The sequence below is a fragment of the Roseovarius salincola genome (assembly GCF_026891095.1).
GTDB lineage: Bacteria > Pseudomonadota > Alphaproteobacteria > Rhodobacterales > Rhodobacteraceae > Roseovarius > Roseovarius salincola.
In genome coordinates this window covers 42,908-58,481 of the sequence record NZ_JAPTNL010000006.1, presented here as the reverse complement: position 1 = coordinate 58,481, position 15,574 = coordinate 42,908, and the positions used below count along the sequence as shown (strand labels likewise).

Genomic DNA, 15,574 nt, shown 5'->3' with positions numbered 1-15,574 from the left:
TACCGGAACGACGGACGGCCCGAAGCGGATGAGGTGGGTGGCTCCTGCTCCACCGGCATCGAATGTGCCAAAGTGCAGTTATCATTGACTGCAGGGAAAGGAGCACCCAATGACAGTAAAGACCGTCGGCCTGGATTTGGCCAAGGACGTTTTTCAAGTGCACGGCATTTCAGAGAACGGCCGTGTGATCTTCAATAAAGCCATCAAACGCGCGAAGCTGCTCGCCTTCTTTGAAACGCTTCCGCCCTGCCGGGTCGGGATGGAAGCCTGCGGGTCGTCCCATCACTGGGGCCGCCAGCTACGCAAATTGGGGCACGACGTGAAGCTCATGCCCGCTGGCTACGTCAAACCTTACGTGAAGCGCGGGAAGAGCGACGCTGTTGACGCCGAGGCAATCTGTGAAGCGGTTCGGCGCCCAACCATGCGCTTTGTCGAGATCAAGGCAGAGGAACAGCAGGCTATTCTTTCAATCCATCGGACGCGCGATCTGGCCGTCAGGCAACGCACGCAGATGGCCAACATGATCCGCAGCTTGTTACGCGAGTTTGGGCATATCTTGCCCATTGGGATCGAAGCGGTAACGGCTTTTGCAAAGCGCCATCTGGATGGAGATCACCCCGACATGCCGGAGATCGCCAACGGCATGCTCGGTATCCAGTGCTATCAGTTCATCGGCTTGAACGAGCGCATCGACGGCTATTCCAAGATGATCGAACAACATGCCCTGCTGAATGCCGACGCACGCAGATTGATGCGCATGCCGGGAATTGGCCCAATCACAGCCTCGGCGATAGTCGCGACGATCGGCGATGCACAACAGTTCCGGACCGGGCGCGATCTGGCGGCTTGGCTCGGACTGACCCCGCTCAACAAATCCAGCGGCGGCAAGGAACGTCTGGGCAAGATCACGAAGCAGGGTGATCGCTACATCCGCAAGCTGCTGGTCGTGGGCATGACGTCTCGCGCTGTGATGGCGAAGCGTTCGCCTGAGAAGGTGGATCTGTGGACCGCGAAGATCATCGCAGACAAACCGTTCCGCTTGGCAACAACCGCGATGGCCAACAAAGCAGCAAGGAGCATCTGGGCGATGCTCACAAAGAAACAGGAATATCGGCAGCCTGCGTTCTGATCGCACCAGCTGCCCACGAGATGCAAGACGTTGACGTGATGATGCGGAAATAAGTCAACCAAGAGCAAGGACACTCCGGGAAGGTCAGCGGCCCTCTGAGGTCGATAAGCCGATTGGAACCTCGCTTGCGGAATTCATCAGGGCCAGTGGCGACAATGCCGCCACACAAACAGGCCGGACAGACGACAGTACTGACGAAAATATCCGCAGAAAATCGCCAGAAAACGCTTGCAATGCAGGAGCCACCCACAGACGACCTCCGCGGTCAGTTACGATGCCGCGGTGCAGCCTCGCCAGACCTGCCATTGGTGCATCGTGCAGCATTTTGTTGGCTCAATCGTCGGTCGGCAGGACAAAATCGCCGTTCGCTGCAGGCGCATCTTACTCTACCATGCCGGAGCAGACTCCAGATTCATCAGCGGAAACCTGCCCCTTGATAACCGTTATGCCGCTTGATGTGCGCCCATCACCCTAATCCGGATAAAAGGGCTTAACGAAATCAGGATTATACCTATCGAGAACAGACACCAGATCGCGGGTTGTTCATTGAGATTGGTCGTCAGCATGAAGGCCAAAAATGGCCCCATCAAAAGGTGGAAAAGCGCAAAGCGCCACGCACCATACCAAAATGGCAGGGCAAAGACCGCAATGAAATAGGCGGGGAAATAGACGTTGATAGGCAGATATGAGCCGCCCCATTCCATCAAGCCATTCAGCGGCAAGATCCATCCAATATGCCAGTCGCCCGAGATCAGGCATGTTTGCATGGCGCACATTGGCGAGCCGGCTGTGCAGGATCCAAATGCCTCAAGCGGAACCAGTTTGAGCAGCATGAATCCGGTGGCGATTGCAGCAAGGCCATACACGATGTGCCTTTGCCAGTCGGAAACCGCAGCGGGCGCGATAGCCATAGCAAAGGCGTTGATGAACAAGGGCTGAAACGCAATGTGCAAATACGAGAGCGTAGTGATCGTTATGTTGGTAGGATTGGAACATTCATCCACGACCGCGTATCCGGCGGCCTGCAATCCCTCCATCAGGGTAAAAAAACCAAGCGTGATCCAGATTGCCTTCGGTTCACCCCGCATCGCAGTAACCGCAACCGCCGCGGCACCAACTGCCACCATCGCTACCGAAGCCGATGCACTCCAACACATGATGAATGCCCCCACCCATACGACTGTGCGGAAAGCGAACCGCGATAGCAAGGGCCCTGATGGCTGCCATTGGTCACAACACGAGGAGGAATTGAACGCGGACACGGGAATTAAAGTAGTTGAATGACTTCTACCTATTCGAAGGAACATGACGGATTTCCGACGACTGCCCTGATGCTGAGTATGCGGGCGCGACCAATCGCCGGTATAGTGGGCCATGCTGCAGAATCGGAAGCTCAAATTGAATATCAGCTTCAGGCTGCCCTTCCCGCTTTCGGTATTCTGCGCCTGATTTTTCCGCTTTCCTGCCCGTTTTGAAGTGGCCGTCTGATCGAAATGGGCCCAGAGCTGATCTCAAGCACCAGATGCGCGTCACAGCTCAGCTTCCCTAAACCTGTGCGCTCACGGACTGGCGCTGCCGTTCCGTTCATCAGGTGCCTCGTCCGACTGTCCGTTTTCTGGGACGGTCGGATGAACTTCGGCCTCGGCCTTCTCGGCCTTCTCGCGTTCGGATTCCCGCAGCAGCAGGCGTTCGATCCGCTGCTCTAGAAGGCGCGCTTTTTCATCGCGGGCCGCGATCTCCTGCGACAGGTCACGGTAAAGCGAGACCGCGAGCAGGATCATTAAAAGCATGAACGGGAACGCTGCGATGATTGAAACCGTCCGCAAGCTCTCCAGCCCCCCCGCCAGAAGCAGCACCACGACCAACACCATTTGCAAGGCACCCCAAAGCACCCGCACCGCGCGTGTCGGGTTGAGCACCCCTTTTGACGTGAACATACCAAGCACGAACGTGGCCGAGTCCGCCGAGGTCACAAGGAACATGCCGACAAGCGCGATGGATGCGACGGTCAGCACCCCGCTGGCCGGCAATTGATCGAGCAGGGCATAGAGCCCGGCCGGAACCTCGGTCGCAACGGCGTCGGCGATACCGGCATTCGCGAAGATCTCGAACTGAATAGCCGCCCCGCCGAAGGTTGAAAACCACAGCATACTCAGTGCCACCGGAACGATCATCACGCCCAAAACAAATTCGCGGATGGTTCGTCCACGCGAAATCCGCGCGATGAAACTCCCGACAAACGGCGCCCAGCTCAGCCCCCAGGCCCAGTAGAACATGGTCCATTGCTCAACCCACGCACCATCCGAATAAGGCGAGGTGACGAGGCTCATCTGGATGACGTTGCCCAGGTACTCGCCCAAGGTTTGGGTAAAGACCCCGAAGATGAAGGAAGTCGGCCCAAACAGCAGGACCGCGCAAAGAAGCGCAGCCGCAAGCAACATGTTGGCATTGCTCAATAGCCGTACGCCACGGTCCAGAGGCGTCATCGCCGAGAGCGTGAAGAGGATGCCGATAACAGCGAGGATCACCAGTTGCGCCGGGAAGCCGTAGGGGATTCCGGTCAGCTGTGAGACACCGCTGTTGATCTGCAATGCGCCAAGCCCCAGCGTCGTGGCTACGCCGAAAACTGTCGACACGACCGTAAGCACGTCAATCGCCTTGCCCCAGCCACCATCCACGCGAGGTCCTAAAAGCGGGCGGAAGGTTTCGCTTATCAAGCCATGGCTTTCGTGGCGAAACCGGACATAGGCGAGGGCAAGCCCCACCAGCGCAAAAGTCGCCCACTGGTGCAACCCCCAGTGAAAGAAGGCATAAAGCATGCCGCTCTGTGCTGCCTCGGCCGTGCGCGGCAGCCCAGAGCCGACCGGAGGGGCGTTGAAATGCATCATTGGCTCAGCCACGCCCCAAAACACGAGGCCAACGCCCATGCCGCCCGAAAAGATCATCGCAAGCCAGCTTTGAAATGAGAACTCGGGTCGCTCGTCCGGGGCCCCCAATCTTATGGTTCCGATCCGCGACAGGCCAAGGAACAACACGAAAAAGACAAATCCCGTCATGACCAGAAGGTACATCCAGCCGACGTTCTCCGCTGTCGCATGCAGCACGGCCTGTGCCACACGCTCAACCGCCGCGGGCGCCATCGCCGCAGCCAGTACAAAGAGCGCGACGATCGCAACCGACACGTGAAAAACGGCACCGACATCACCAAGTATCTTCGTCGAACTGACAGGCCGGCGCATTCGGGTCTCCTATTCTGATTGACATCCCAACCAGTGTGCCGAGGCACTGCGAACGCCTAGCAGCCAAGCGACGCTCCGCTCCGTCGCAGATCGGGTGGCTTGCGGTTTGATATGGCTACTTGTCGTCAATGATTTGCCCGTTCTCGGGAAATCCAACGCAAGGTTGTGATGATCGACCACGCCACTGCCGCCTCGATTGAACCTGCGGCAAATTGAAGGGGTGACGCCGCTTGATGTGGCGGGGAAAGTTGCGACGGTTGAGAAACGATTTTCCGGCTCGCTCCTCTCGAAAAAAAGATCAGCCCAGACGGGAACCTGTATTGCTCAAATTCAGGCGGCCCTGCACAGGTAAGGCCGGGCGTCGTGCGGATCAGCGCCGCTTGTCGAGCTTGCCGAACTCGTTGTCCAGCAGCGCGCGCAGTTTCTTCCCAGCCCCGCGCATAGCCGTTTCGACGTCAGCGTCGCTATGGGTGACGGTCTGCGGCTGCATCCCTTCGGGTCGCGCCTCGATCGTGCACTTAATATCATCCGCACCGCCCTTGGCCCCGTTCACATCGACCAGATGCACCTCGATACGTGACAGGCGATCAGTCAGATGACCCAATGCACTGGTAACGGCTGACTCGGCTATTTGGGCCAGACGCTCATCACCCAGAATGTGGCTGTCGGTGTTGAGCTGGAATTGCACGTCAGATCTCCTTTTGGTTCAGTTCGACGGATATGCGATTAAGGGCCTTTTTACAAGGTTATGATAGCGGATCCCGCCGAACACCAAGCGGTGAACACTTTGCGCTTGGACTCGCAACGGTCCCGTGGCGGGGCAGAACATAACCTGACTTTCTGCCAACTGAACGTCTGCTCCCATCAAAACCGAATGAAAACATCTTACCGGCAGCGAAGGTCCGGTGTCCGCCCAACGAGTCGAGAGAACGGTGAGGATAGCTGACGTCACCACGAAATTAGAGACTTTACCTCATTGGTCGAAGTTGTGTCCGGGCTCTGCCGTGGAGGCGCCCGGCAAAGCGTGAACGGATGTAGTGAGTTGTCCGCTGCGTTTGCAGGAGCACCTCGACGGCGATTACATTAATAAAGCCATCTTCTTTGCTTAGACTTCGGGCTCTGAGCGCGAATATGCGACCACCTCGGGGCTGCAGGTTGAGGGTCACCGGAGCCAGGCTCAGTCCCTAGCTTTGGGGCCCATTCTTGACGAAGCTTGGCTTTCAATCCGTGGCTGCAAGCCAGCCGAACGGCTCGAGGCTAGGCCCTCAATCGTTACTTCGGCTGCAAAATACAAGCAGCCGAGCGGTAGTCCTTTGGCAAAGACGCTGCACCCAGCGGCACCTTCTTTGGAACACTTCCGGTGCCTTGAACGCTCCATTCTGGCCGTCAGCCAAACCAACAGGCCGCTTCGCACAACATCCAAGCCCAGGATGCAATGGCGAGCAAACGGCAAAGTAGAAGCCCTCGGACTGCAGCGCTACGGGAAAAGGGCAAGATAAAAGCGCCTGCCACGACTGCCACAAGTCACTGACGTGACTGGCGTTTTCGCGTGCATGCAAATCGGTCGTGTGCAGGCTTCCTGCAATTTCTCAGTGTTTTCAGGCCACTGGCATGCGCACTACGGAACCGTGCCCTTGGCGGTTGCTCTGTTGAAGTGGCGGGAACTCCGAGCATCGGCAGGTGGCATCTCGCGCTCAACAATGGGAGCGCGAGATAAAAGAGGTGCCGCACGGCCACCTCAAATTGCTGTTGTTTGAAGAGATTATCCGCCGCGATCACGCAGGCATTGCAGCATCAAGTTTACCAAGAAACTATTTTTCAATCGATTTTCGCGCCGCACCATACCGAATCCACGAGAACACGCGACTACGCCAGCACACCCGGCATATTGCCCCACTTCGCCACACCCGACAGCCACCTGTCATTCCCCGCCACAGGCCTACCCCGCCCGTTCTCGGCTTCGTTCCTTCTTCGCTTTCCGGCATCCTTGGAGCACCCGAAACCCCAACCGATCGCCCCATGCCCAAGCGCCCCGTCACCCTTCCGCCCACGCTCGCGCCCCGAGGCCTCTCGCGGACCGAGGCGGCGGCCTATATCGGGGTCTCGCCCACGCTCTTCGATCACCTGGTCCGCGACCAGCGCATGCCGCCGCCCAAGCGGATCAATGCCCGCACCGTCTGGGACAGGAAAAAACTTGACCGGGCGTTCGAGCTGATCCCTGATGGGGATCACTCCGACCACAATCCCTGGGACGACTGACGGCTGACGAAAGGCAGCGCGTGACATGCCCACATTCAGAATGAGAGACGGCTCGGGCAGCATCCGCCTGAAACACGTCATCGAAGACACCGACCGGCACGGTAACGTCCGCGTCTACCTGCGGCGGCCCGGGCACCTGAAGGTGCGTCTGCGGAGCCAGCCCGGGACGGAGGACTTCCTCGCCGAGTACCGCGCCGCGATGATGGGCGCGACGCCGCGCGCGCCGACCGGACCGCTCGAGCGGCGCGGATCGAAGGGCAGCTTCAAATGGCTCTGCGAGCAATACTATGTCTCGGCCGAATACCAGCGGCTGAGCGACCGCACCAAGTATGTTCGGCGCGGCATCCTCGACCGGGTCTGCGAGAAGCACGGATCGAAACCCTACGCGCTGATGGAGCCCCGCCACGTCCGCCGCATGCGGGACGAGATGGCCGACCGGCCCGAGGCGGCAAACGGCTTCGTCAAGGCGCTGCGGCAGGTCTATGCCTTCGCGGTCGAGTACGAACTGGCGCAGCGCAATCCGGCACGCGACGTGCCCTACCTCAAGGCCAAGGGCGAAGGGTTCCATTCCTGGACGATGGAGGAGGTCCGGCAGTTCGAGGACCATCACCCGATAGGCGGCAAGCCAAGGCTGGCGCTCGCGCTCATGCTCTACACCGGGCAGCGGCGGTCGGACATTGTCCGGCTCGGGTCGCAGCACATCAAGGAGGGCTGGATCACCCTGACTCAGGCCAAGAACCGCGACCGCAAGCCCGTCACCCTCTCCATCCCGGTCCTGCCCGAGTTGAAGGCCGTGCTCGACGCCACGCCCACCGGCAACCTCGCCTTCCTCGTCACGGCCTTCGGCAAGCCCTTTACCTCGAACGGTTTCGGCAACTGGTTCCGCAAGCAATGCGACGAGGCCGGGTTGAAGCACTGCTCCGCCCACGGGCTCCGCAAGGCGGGCGCGGCACTGGCGGCCGAGAACGGCGCGACCGAGCGGCAATTGATGGCAATCTTCGGCTGGACGACCATGAAGGAAGCATCGCGCTACACCCGCGCCGCGCGCCAGAGGGTGCTGGCGGCGTCCGGGATGAAGCTGTTGTCGCGGGATGGGGGCGGGCCGGAAAGAGGGGAAGCGCGGGGTGGCAAAACGTGATACACTAAGTACCCCCGCCAAGACAGAAACGATCAAGACGAACAAAAAGGAGGCAGGCATGACCAAGACCGAGAAACCGAAGCTGGACGAAGGCGAATCCTCAACGCTCTCGCCCGAAGCGTTTGCCAAGTTCCAGCGAGCAACGGATGCCCCCGGCACACGGTTTCGCGGCTTCGCTCTCGCAGCGGAAAAGGCACAGGGACTGCTCAAAGAGGCAGACTGATCCTCGCCCCGTTCCTGCGGACGCAACGCTACCGTCCCGCAGCCCGTGCTTGCAAAATTAGTTCTTCAAGGCTATATAGCTTCAAGGTAGTATTTTCCCGATGTCGTGGACCGTATCCTTTGCCGAGGAATTCGAACCGGAATTCGATGTCCTGCCACAAGAGGTGCAGGACGCGATCCTCGCCCGGGCGCTGTTGCTCGAGAGGGAAGGACCCATGCTCGGGCGACCCCATGCGGACACCCTGACCGGGTCGAAGCATGCCAACATGAAGGAACTGCGCTGCAACGCCGCCGATGGCGTCTGGCGCATCGCCTTCGCATTCGACCCCGATCGGCAGGCGATCCTGCTTGTCGGCGGGGACAAGTCGGGTGGCAGCGAGAAGCGGTTCTACAAGTCGCTGATCGCCCGGGCGGACGACAGGTTCGACCGCCACCTTGAGAAACGAAAAGGATGAAGCCGATGACCCGAAGCCTGAAGGAGAAGCTGGCGACCCTAGACCCCGCCCGCCGCGCGGCGATCGAGGCCGAGGCGGATCGGCTGCATGCCGAGTACCTGACGCTGCAGGAGCTGCGGAAGGCCAAGAATCTGACCCAGGTTCAGCTGGCTGAAACCCTCGGCGTGCAGCAGGCCACTGTTGCGAAATACGAACGCCAGAGCGACCTACTGCTCTCGACGCTGACGAGCTACGTCCGCGCGATGGGCGGGGAGCTCAAGCTGATGGTCGAATTCCCGGGTACTGCACCGGTTGCGCTCGAAGGGTTGGGAGAGACGGAGGAACCGCGGCAAGGGCGTCGCGCAGGTCGGCAAGACCAAAGCCGAGCAACGGTGATCCCGTAGACCGTTCTTAATGAGCAAGATCCTCACACCCAGCAGCGGCCCCGACGATTGGCAGCAGTTCCTCGCCGATCCGCAGAAGCAGTGGAAACGCGGTTATTCCGCCATGGCCGCGGCCCTGTCGTGGGAAGCCGCCGAAGGCCTTCCACCAGAGATCGCCGCACTACTTGGTCACGGGGCGGAGCTTCTCTTCGCCATCCCCGAGCACAAGGTCGCCCTTCCCGGCGGACGACGGGAAAGCCAGTGCGATGTTTTTGCCCTCGCCCGGGCCGGAGATGAGACAATCGCCCTCGCGGTCGAGGCCAAGGTCAACGAGCCTTTCGGGCCGACGGTCGGGGAATGGATGGTCGGCGCCAGCGCGGGCAAGACCGAGCGGATGACCTTCATCCGTCACCTGCTCGGCTTGCCGGAAGGATCGATCGACCACGTTCGCTACCAGTTGCTCCACCGCACCGCCGCCGCCGCGCTCGAGGCCGCACGTTTCAAGACGGACCGCGCCACGATGATCGTGCAGTCCTTTTCCCAAGAGCACCGGTGGTTCGAGGATTTCGCAGCCTTCACCAGCCTGCTCGGGCTCGAAGCCACGCGCGGAACTCCGCTGCGGCACATCCTGCCTTCCGGCAAACCGCTCGACCTGGGTTGGGCCGTCGGGTCAGCCGAGTTTCTCTAGGCCTGCACACCTCAGAAATCCACGACTCCCCAACTGCCGCCGGGGGCGCGATTTCACGCGCCGGAACGCGAACGTCTCACGAACAAAAAAGTCCCACTTTTGCCCAGGCGCGAAAACGGTGGGACGATTTCTCCCCGTAACCAATTGATATCATTAACACTTGGAGGTGCTTTGGTGCCCGGGGGCGGAATCGAACCACCGACACGAGGATTTTCAATCCACTGCTCTACCCCTGAGCTACCCGGGCACGGGGAACGCGGTTGCGTTCGGGTGCGGGTGTCTTAGGCGAGCGCACGCAGGCTGTCCAGAGGGATCGCGCAAATTTTTCAATGGGGTTTGGCGCGTTCCCGCTCGGCTTCTTCCAGCGCAGTTTCGATATCCTCCGGATCGTTCGAGGGCAGCGCGTAATCTCCGTCGAGCCATTTGCCGAGATCCACATCGGCGCAGCGCTTGGAACAGAACGGACGAAAGCGTTGGTCGGTGGATTTGCCGCAGATCGGGCAGCTCATGGCAGCATCTCTTTCAATGCGATCCGGTCGCGTTTGCGTTGCAGTTCGAAATGGCCGAGCGGCGTCCAGCCGACCAGCGCGGTTTCGACGATATCAGTCTTGAAGGCGGCGCGCAGCGTCGTCTCGAACTGGGGGCGATCCTTCTTGCTCATCGGGGCGAGATCGATCACGATCTGCCCGCCAAGCCCGCGCAGGCGCAGCTGGCGCGGCAGGTCCCTCGCGGCGGCGATATTCGCCTTGAGCCCCGCTGCGGGCGAGGTATCGCCCCCGGTGTTCACATCCACCGCCATCAGCGCGCGGGTCGGCTCGACCGCCATGGAGGCGCCGCCCGGCAGCGCCACATCGGGACTGCGCAACGCGTCGATCTGGTCAAGAACGCCGTGATCGCCAAAGCAGCCCGGTGCCGTTTCCAGCGCCGCTTCCCCGACCCATTCGCGCCAGGCCAGCACATGCGGGCCGTCGCCTTCGGTCAGCTTCTCGGCATCCTTGCCCGGCGCGTCGCCCGTCACCGCCACGGCCATGTCGTGCATGGCGCGGATGTCCTCGGCTATCTCGGCATCATCGCCCGCGGCGCAGGAGGAGCGCAGGATCAGCCCCATGTCGCTGCCGCCCATCTCGGCATGGGCGATGGTCAGCAGCGCGTCGCGGCGCTCATCGTCGCGGATACTGCGCGAGACATTGAGTCCGCGCGCTCCCGGAGTGACGATGGCATAGCGGCTCTTGAACAGGATCTTGGCCGTCACCGGCAACGCCTTGCCCGGCTCGGGATGGCCAGTCACCTGCACGAGGATCGGCTGACCCGGGCTGAGCCACTTGACCTGGCGCAGAAAGGCCGGGCCGTCAGGCGTGCGCAGGAACATGCCGCCCTGCCCCTTGACCGGGCGCTCGGCGATGGCGCGGTAGATGGCACCGGGGCGCGGTGCGTCGCTGTCGATGAACAGATCCTCCAGCCGCCCGTCAACCATCAGCGCGGCCGCTTCGGCCCCCTCAAAGTGGTCAAGCGCTATCAGCCGACCCTTCATGCCCACCCCCGGTAAACCGGATAGCCAGCCGCCTGCAAGAGCCCCGCTGCCTCACAGAGGGGCAGGCCCACGACGGCGGTGAACGACCCTTGGATCCACGGGATCAAGGTGCCGGCAGGCCCCTGGATGCCATAGCCGCCCGCCTTTCCCTGCCAGTCGCCGGTGGCGAGATAGGCGTTCAGCTCTTCGTCGGAGAGGCGTTTCATCTTGACTGTGGTGACCACGTCACGCTCCCATATCCGAGTCCCCCGGCGCACGGCAACGGCGGTGATCACCTTGTGACGGCGTCCTGACATCGCCAGCAGGAACTGCGCGGCCTCGCCCGCATCTGCCGGTTTGCCAAGGATGCGGCGCCCCATCGACACGGTCGTATCCGCCGACAGAACCACATCATCCGCCCCGGCCTGCACCGCCAGAGCCTTTTCGCGTGCCATGCGGGCGCAGTAGGGGCGCGGCAATTCGGTCTTGCGGGGTGTTTCATCGATCTCGGGCGGGCGGATATCGTCCGCCGCAACGCCGATCTGCGCCAGAAGTTCGCGCCGGCGCGGGCTGCCCGAACCGAGGATCAGGCGCGGCCCGCTCATATGCGCCCGCATCCGGCCGCGGAACCGGCCGTTCTGACGAGGCATCCGGACATGGCGCTTACTTGAAGCGGTAGTTGATCCGACCCTTGGTCAGATCATAGGGGGTCATTTCGACCTGCACCTTGTCGCCTGCAAGAACACGGATGCGGTTCTTGCGCATCTTGCCTGCCGTGTGCGCGATGATTTCATGGCCGTTTTCAAGCTCGACCCGAAACGTCGCGTTAGGCAGGAGTTCCTTCACGACACCGGGAAATTCGAGCGTATCTTCCTTGGCCATGGTTTCTCCTTCATTGCGCGATCCACCTGCATGTGGAACGCGCTTTAAATGGGCCTATTCCGCGTGTTTTTCAAGCGGATAATCAACGCAGGCGCTGCTTTGTGGCTTTCGCGATGCGCGCGGGCTGCTCGTCCCAATGGGTGCGGTTGAGCACCACACCATCCGTGCGCACCTGCGCCACGGCGCGCAGATCGGCCTCGCCATAGGTCCAGCCCGCGTGGTCGAGCCGCCCTTCGGCGATGATGCCACTGGACGGGAAGCCGGTGTCAGGCGGTGCGAAAATACCGCCCATTCCGGTGTTTTCATCGACCGGCGGGCACCAGTGGGCCGCCCCCACCGTCGAGGCCATCGCCGTCACGCATTGATTTTCCAGCGCCCTCGCCATAGCTCCGATGCGCACGCGTGAGTACCCGGCATGGGCCTCGGTGCAGGACGGCGCCAGGATCAGCTCGGCGTCAGACATGGCACGCGCCAGCAATGGAAATTCGCAATCATAGCAGATCAGGATGGCGACGCGCCCCAAAGCGGTATCGAAAACGGTCAGCGGCCCGCCGGGCACCACATCCCAGTCCTCGCGCTCGAATCGGGTCATGATCTGCTTGTCCTGCACGCCACAGCCGCCTTGGGGCGTGAAAATCCGCGCGCGATTGACCGGGCGTTGCCCCAGACTGTCGTCAAAGACCGGCGCCGAAGCGGCGCAGATATGCACGCCATGTTTCGCGGCAAGATCGCTGTGAAGCTCATCCACCTGCGGCAGCCAGCGCGATACCGCTTGGATCGACCGCTCAAGATCGGCGGCGGCATCGGGTCCGTCCAGCATGGCAAGTTCCATCGCGCCATATTCTGGAAAAAGCAGCAATTCCGCGCCCTGCCCCGCGGCCTCGTCGACCCAGGCGCGCAGCTTTTCGGCAAAGGCGGCCCAGTCCTCGAGCGGATCAAGCGGATAGGCGGCGGTGGCAATCTTCATCGGTCAATCCCCCTGGTCTCGAGACCTGAAATACCGTGCCTCTGCTAACGCCATGCGCAGCGCCTGTAAACGCCCACATGAAACGGCCCCGCCCGATCGGGGCGAGGCCGCTTGGCGCAGGCGATCTGCCGATGGGATCAGGCCATCGTGCCCTCTTGCGGGATGCGCAGCATCTGGCCCGGATAGATCTTGTCGGGATGGCTCAGCATCGGGCGGTTCGCCTCGAAAATTTTCTCATAGGCCGCGCCATTGCCCAGCGTCTTCTCGGCGATCTTCCAGAGCGTATCGCCGCTCTGGACCTCGTGAAACAGCGGGTCATCACCACCGGCGTTGTCCTCGACCCCGGCGATACCAGAAAGGTTGCCCGCCGCCATGATGATCTTTTCCTTGGCCTCCTGCGTGGCCGCCTGACCCGAGACCTTGACCACATCGCCTTCGACGCTGATGTCGAGACCTTCGGCATCGAGTCCAAGATCGGCGATTTCCTTCTGCACCTTTTCGGCGCTCGGCTCATCGCTGCCAAAAAGCGACTTGCCGGTATCCTTCATGAAGCTCCAAAGACCCATTCTTACTCTCCCATTACAGAAACGATGCCGCATCATTGCCGCATCGCCCCTCAAAGCAAGGGGAAAGTGGCTCAGGCAGCTTCACCATCGGTGAATTGCAGCCGCGCGAGGCGCGCATAAAGCCCACCTTCGGCCACCAGCGCGTCATGGGTGCCCTGCGCGACGATGCGGCCCTGATCCATCACGATGATACGGTCGGCCTTTTTCACCGTCGCAAGGCGATGCGCGACGATGATCGTCGTCCGGCTGCGCGCCATGGTCTCGACGGCGGTTTGCACCGCGCGTTCGCTTTCGGCATCAAGCGCCGATGTCGCCTCGTCCAGCAACAGGACCGGCGCATCGCGCAGAATCGCGCGGGCGATGGCGATCCGCTGTTTCTGCCCACCCGAAAGCATCACGCCGCGCTCGCCGACATAGGTCTCATAGCCCTCGGGCAGTGCGGTGATGAAATCATGCGCGGCGGCGGCGCGGGCGGCCTTCTCGACCTCGGCATCGGTGGCATCAAGACGACCAAAGCGGATATTCTCTCGCGCCGAGGCAGCAAAGATCGCCGGGTCCTGCGGCACCAGCGCCAGTTCCTTGCGGAAATCCTGCCGCGCCATCTGATCAAGGGCGATACCGTCCAGCGTGATCTGCCCCGATTTCGGATCATAGAAGCGCAGGATCATCTGGATCACGCTGGTCTTGCCCGCGCCCGAGGGGCCGACAAGGGCGATGGTTTCGCCCGGCGCGACCGTCAGGTCGAACCCATCCAGCGCCGGTGTGTCGGGGCGCGAGGGATAGGCGAAATTCACCTGACGAAACCCGATCTCTCCGCGCACCGGGCGCGGCAGCGCCACCGGGTTTTCGGGATCGCGCACATGATCGGTGGTGCGCAGCAACTCGACCAGCCTTTCGGTAGCGCCCGCGGCGCGTTGCAACTCGCCATAGATTTCCGAAAGCGCCGCGACCGCCCCGGCGACCATGACCGAATAGATCACGAACTGCACCAGCATCCCGGCGGTCATGTCGCCGCCGCGCACATCATTGGCACCGATCCACAGCACCCCGACAACGCCGGTGAAGACGAGGAAGATCACAATCACGGTCATCGCCGCGCGTGTCCTGATCCGGCTTCGGGCGGCCTCGTAGCTTTCTTCGGTCACATCGGCGAACCGCGCGCGGCTGGCGGTTTCGTGGGTGAAGGCCTGAACCGTCTGCACCGATTGCAGCGCCTCGGAGGCATTGCCCGAGCTGTTCGCGATCCAATCCTGGTTGACGCGGCTCAGCTTGCGCAGCTTGCGCCCCATCGTCAGGATCGGCACGATCACCAGCGGCACGATCAACAGCACAAGCCCGGTCAGTTTCGCCGAGGTGATCAGCATCAGCACCAACCCGCCCATGAAGATCAGGATGTTGCGCAGAGCGATCGACACTGACGAGCCGATCACCGACAGGATCAAAGTGGTATCAGTGGTGATCCGGCTCAGCACCTCGCCGGTCATGATCTGCTCGAAAAAGGCGGGGCTCATGCCGATGACACGGTCAAAGATCGCCTTGCGAATATCGGCGACGACCCGCTCGCCCAGGCGCGTGACCAGCGCATAGCGCAGCCCCGTGCCGATCGCCAGCAGGCCGGCAATGGCCAGCGCCGCCATGAAATAGCGGTTGAGCAATGCGCCATCTTCCGCGCCGAAATTGTCCACCACCCGACGCACCGCCATCGGCAGCACCAGCGACACTGCCGCAGTAAGCATCAGCGCCAGCACCGCGGCACCCGCCAGCATCTTGTAAGGTTTCATGAAGGGCCACAGCTCGGCCAGCGCGCCGACATCCTTCGACTTGTCGCGCTCGATCATGTTTGCGCCATTCTCGGCCTTGCGCACCATATTCCGCTTTCCTTCGTCCCGTTCGGTCACGGTTCTTGGCCGTGCATGGCGGCAGGGTCAAGGGACAGTTGTGCCGCAGCCCGGATTAGCAGGAGAAACCGGCAAGGGGAAACGGCAGGGAAATCGTTGGAGCGGGCGGCGGGAATCGAACCCGCATCTCTTGCTTGGAAGGCAAGGGTCTTACCATTACACAACGCCCGCTCGGCGACTCCGACGGATATTTCAAGGCGCGTTGAGGGTCAAGCACAACGTCGCCCTGCCCGCGCAGCCGGGATTTCGCGGTGGATTT

Annotated in this window: 18 protein-coding genes and 2 tRNA genes; 8 read left to right on the top strand and 12 right to left on the bottom strand. The window is 61.5% G+C overall.

What is annotated here, in order from left to right; all coding sequences use genetic code 11:
* The first annotated feature begins 109 nt into the window (after window positions 1-109).
* Complete coding sequence (locus N5A93_RS08910) at window positions 110-1,129, top strand: IS110 family RNA-guided transposase (RefSeq protein ID WP_268954735.1); 1,020 nt, start codon at window positions 110-112, stop codon at window positions 1,127-1,129.
* Window positions 1,130-1,572: 443 nt separating this feature from the next.
* On the opposite strand, the gene N5A93_RS08905 is transcribed toward N5A93_RS08910, so the two are convergent.
* Window positions 1,573-2,301: a DUF5765 domain-containing protein gene (locus tag N5A93_RS08905; RefSeq protein ID WP_268954734.1), complete on the bottom strand. Its 729-nt coding sequence runs from the start codon at window positions 2,299-2,301 to the stop codon at window positions 1,573-1,575.
* Window positions 2,302-2,409: 108 nt separating this feature from the next.
* Here N5A93_RS08905 and N5A93_RS08900 point away from each other — a divergent pair, with 108 nt between their 5' ends.
* Window positions 2,410-2,604: a hypothetical protein gene (locus N5A93_RS08900; protein WP_268954733.1), complete on the top strand. Its 195-nt coding sequence runs from the start codon at window positions 2,410-2,412 to the stop codon at window positions 2,602-2,604.
* 84 nt (window positions 2,605-2,688) lie between these two features.
* On the opposite strand, the gene N5A93_RS08895 is transcribed toward N5A93_RS08900, so the two are convergent.
* Together N5A93_RS08895 and N5A93_RS08890 are read right to left on the bottom strand one after the other, a co-directional pair.
* A complete protein-coding gene (locus tag N5A93_RS08895) occupies window positions 2,689-4,368 on the bottom strand; it encodes a BCCT family transporter (protein WP_268954732.1) in 1,680 nt (559 codons plus the stop codon).
* A gap of 370 nt (window positions 4,369-4,738) precedes the next feature.
* Window positions 4,739-5,056: an HPF/RaiA family ribosome-associated protein gene (locus N5A93_RS08890; protein WP_268954731.1), complete on the bottom strand. Its 318-nt coding sequence runs from the start codon at window positions 5,054-5,056 to the stop codon at window positions 4,739-4,741.
* A 1,331-nt stretch (window positions 5,057-6,387) separates the two neighbouring features.
* Here N5A93_RS08890 and N5A93_RS08885 point away from each other — a divergent pair.
* The 6 genes from N5A93_RS08885 (at window position 6,388) to N5A93_RS08860 (ending at window position 9,492) form a co-directional block, all read left to right on the top strand.
* The gene (locus N5A93_RS08885) at window positions 6,388-6,627 is read left to right on the top strand and encodes a helix-turn-helix transcriptional regulator (RefSeq protein WP_268954730.1); all 240 of its coding nucleotides are present in this window, start codon (window positions 6,388-6,390) and stop codon (window positions 6,625-6,627) included.
* Between the two features lie 25 nt (window positions 6,628-6,652).
* A complete protein-coding gene (locus N5A93_RS08880; protein ID WP_268954729.1) occupies window positions 6,653-7,765 on the top strand; it encodes a tyrosine-type recombinase/integrase in 1,113 nt (370 codons plus the stop codon).
* 58 nt (window positions 7,766-7,823) lie between these two features.
* Window positions 7,824-7,988, top strand: a complete 165-nt coding sequence (locus N5A93_RS08875; RefSeq protein ID WP_268954728.1) for a hypothetical protein — start codon at window positions 7,824-7,826, stop codon at window positions 7,986-7,988.
* Between the two features lie 100 nt (window positions 7,989-8,088).
* The gene (locus tag N5A93_RS08870; protein ID WP_268954727.1) at window positions 8,089-8,442 is read left to right on the top strand and encodes a type II toxin-antitoxin system RelE/ParE family toxin; all 354 of its coding nucleotides are present in this window, start codon (window positions 8,089-8,091) and stop codon (window positions 8,440-8,442) included.
* 5 nt (window positions 8,443-8,447) lie between these two features.
* Complete coding sequence (locus N5A93_RS08865; RefSeq protein ID WP_268954726.1) at window positions 8,448-8,825, top strand: helix-turn-helix domain-containing protein; 378 nt, start codon at window positions 8,448-8,450, stop codon at window positions 8,823-8,825.
* A gap of 10 nt (window positions 8,826-8,835) precedes the next feature.
* A complete protein-coding gene (locus N5A93_RS08860; protein WP_268954725.1) occupies window positions 8,836-9,492 on the top strand; it encodes a DUF6946 family protein in 657 nt (218 codons plus the stop codon).
* Window positions 9,493-9,664: 172 nt separating this feature from the next.
* Here N5A93_RS08860 and N5A93_RS08855 read toward each other — a convergent pair.
* From N5A93_RS08855 to N5A93_RS08815, 9 genes are all read right to left on the bottom strand, one after another.
* A tRNA-Phe gene (locus tag N5A93_RS08855) sits at window positions 9,665-9,739 on the bottom strand.
* Between the two features lie 79 nt (window positions 9,740-9,818).
* The gene (locus tag N5A93_RS08850) at window positions 9,819-10,001 is read right to left on the bottom strand and encodes a DNA gyrase inhibitor YacG (RefSeq protein ID WP_268954724.1); all 183 of its coding nucleotides are present in this window, start codon (window positions 9,999-10,001) and stop codon (window positions 9,819-9,821) included.
* On the bottom strand, window positions 9,998-11,023 hold the full coding sequence (locus tag N5A93_RS08845) for a ribonuclease E/G (protein WP_268954723.1): 1,026 nt from the start codon (window positions 11,021-11,023) through the stop codon (window positions 9,998-10,000). Before N5A93_RS08845 ends, N5A93_RS08850 begins: the two co-directional genes overlap by 4 nt.
* Window positions 11,020-11,607, bottom strand: a complete 588-nt coding sequence (locus tag N5A93_RS08840) for a Maf family protein (RefSeq protein ID WP_268954722.1) — start codon at window positions 11,605-11,607, stop codon at window positions 11,020-11,022. Before N5A93_RS08840 ends, N5A93_RS08845 begins: the two co-directional genes overlap by 4 nt.
* A 58-nt stretch (window positions 11,608-11,665) precedes the next feature.
* A complete protein-coding gene (gene infA / locus N5A93_RS08835; protein ID WP_005978431.1) occupies window positions 11,666-11,884 on the bottom strand; it encodes a translation initiation factor IF-1 in 219 nt (72 codons plus the stop codon).
* An 82-nt stretch (window positions 11,885-11,966) separates the two neighbouring features.
* Window positions 11,967-12,851, bottom strand: coding sequence for a carbon-nitrogen hydrolase family protein (locus tag N5A93_RS08830; RefSeq protein ID WP_268954721.1), 885 nt, complete (start codon window positions 12,849-12,851; stop codon window positions 11,967-11,969).
* Window positions 12,852-12,988: 137 nt separating this feature from the next.
* Window positions 12,989-13,417, bottom strand: a complete 429-nt coding sequence (lysM, locus tag N5A93_RS08825) for a peptidoglycan-binding protein LysM (RefSeq protein ID WP_268954720.1) — start codon at window positions 13,415-13,417, stop codon at window positions 12,989-12,991.
* A 71-nt stretch (window positions 13,418-13,488) separates the two neighbouring features.
* Window positions 13,489-15,285 (bottom strand): ABC transporter transmembrane domain-containing protein, encoded by a 1,797-nt coding sequence (locus tag N5A93_RS08820; RefSeq protein ID WP_268954719.1) that lies wholly within the window; start codon window positions 15,283-15,285, stop codon window positions 13,489-13,491.
* Between the two features lie 127 nt (window positions 15,286-15,412).
* A tRNA-Gly gene (locus N5A93_RS08815) sits at window positions 15,413-15,486 on the bottom strand.
* Window positions 15,487-15,574 lie beyond the last annotated feature (88 nt).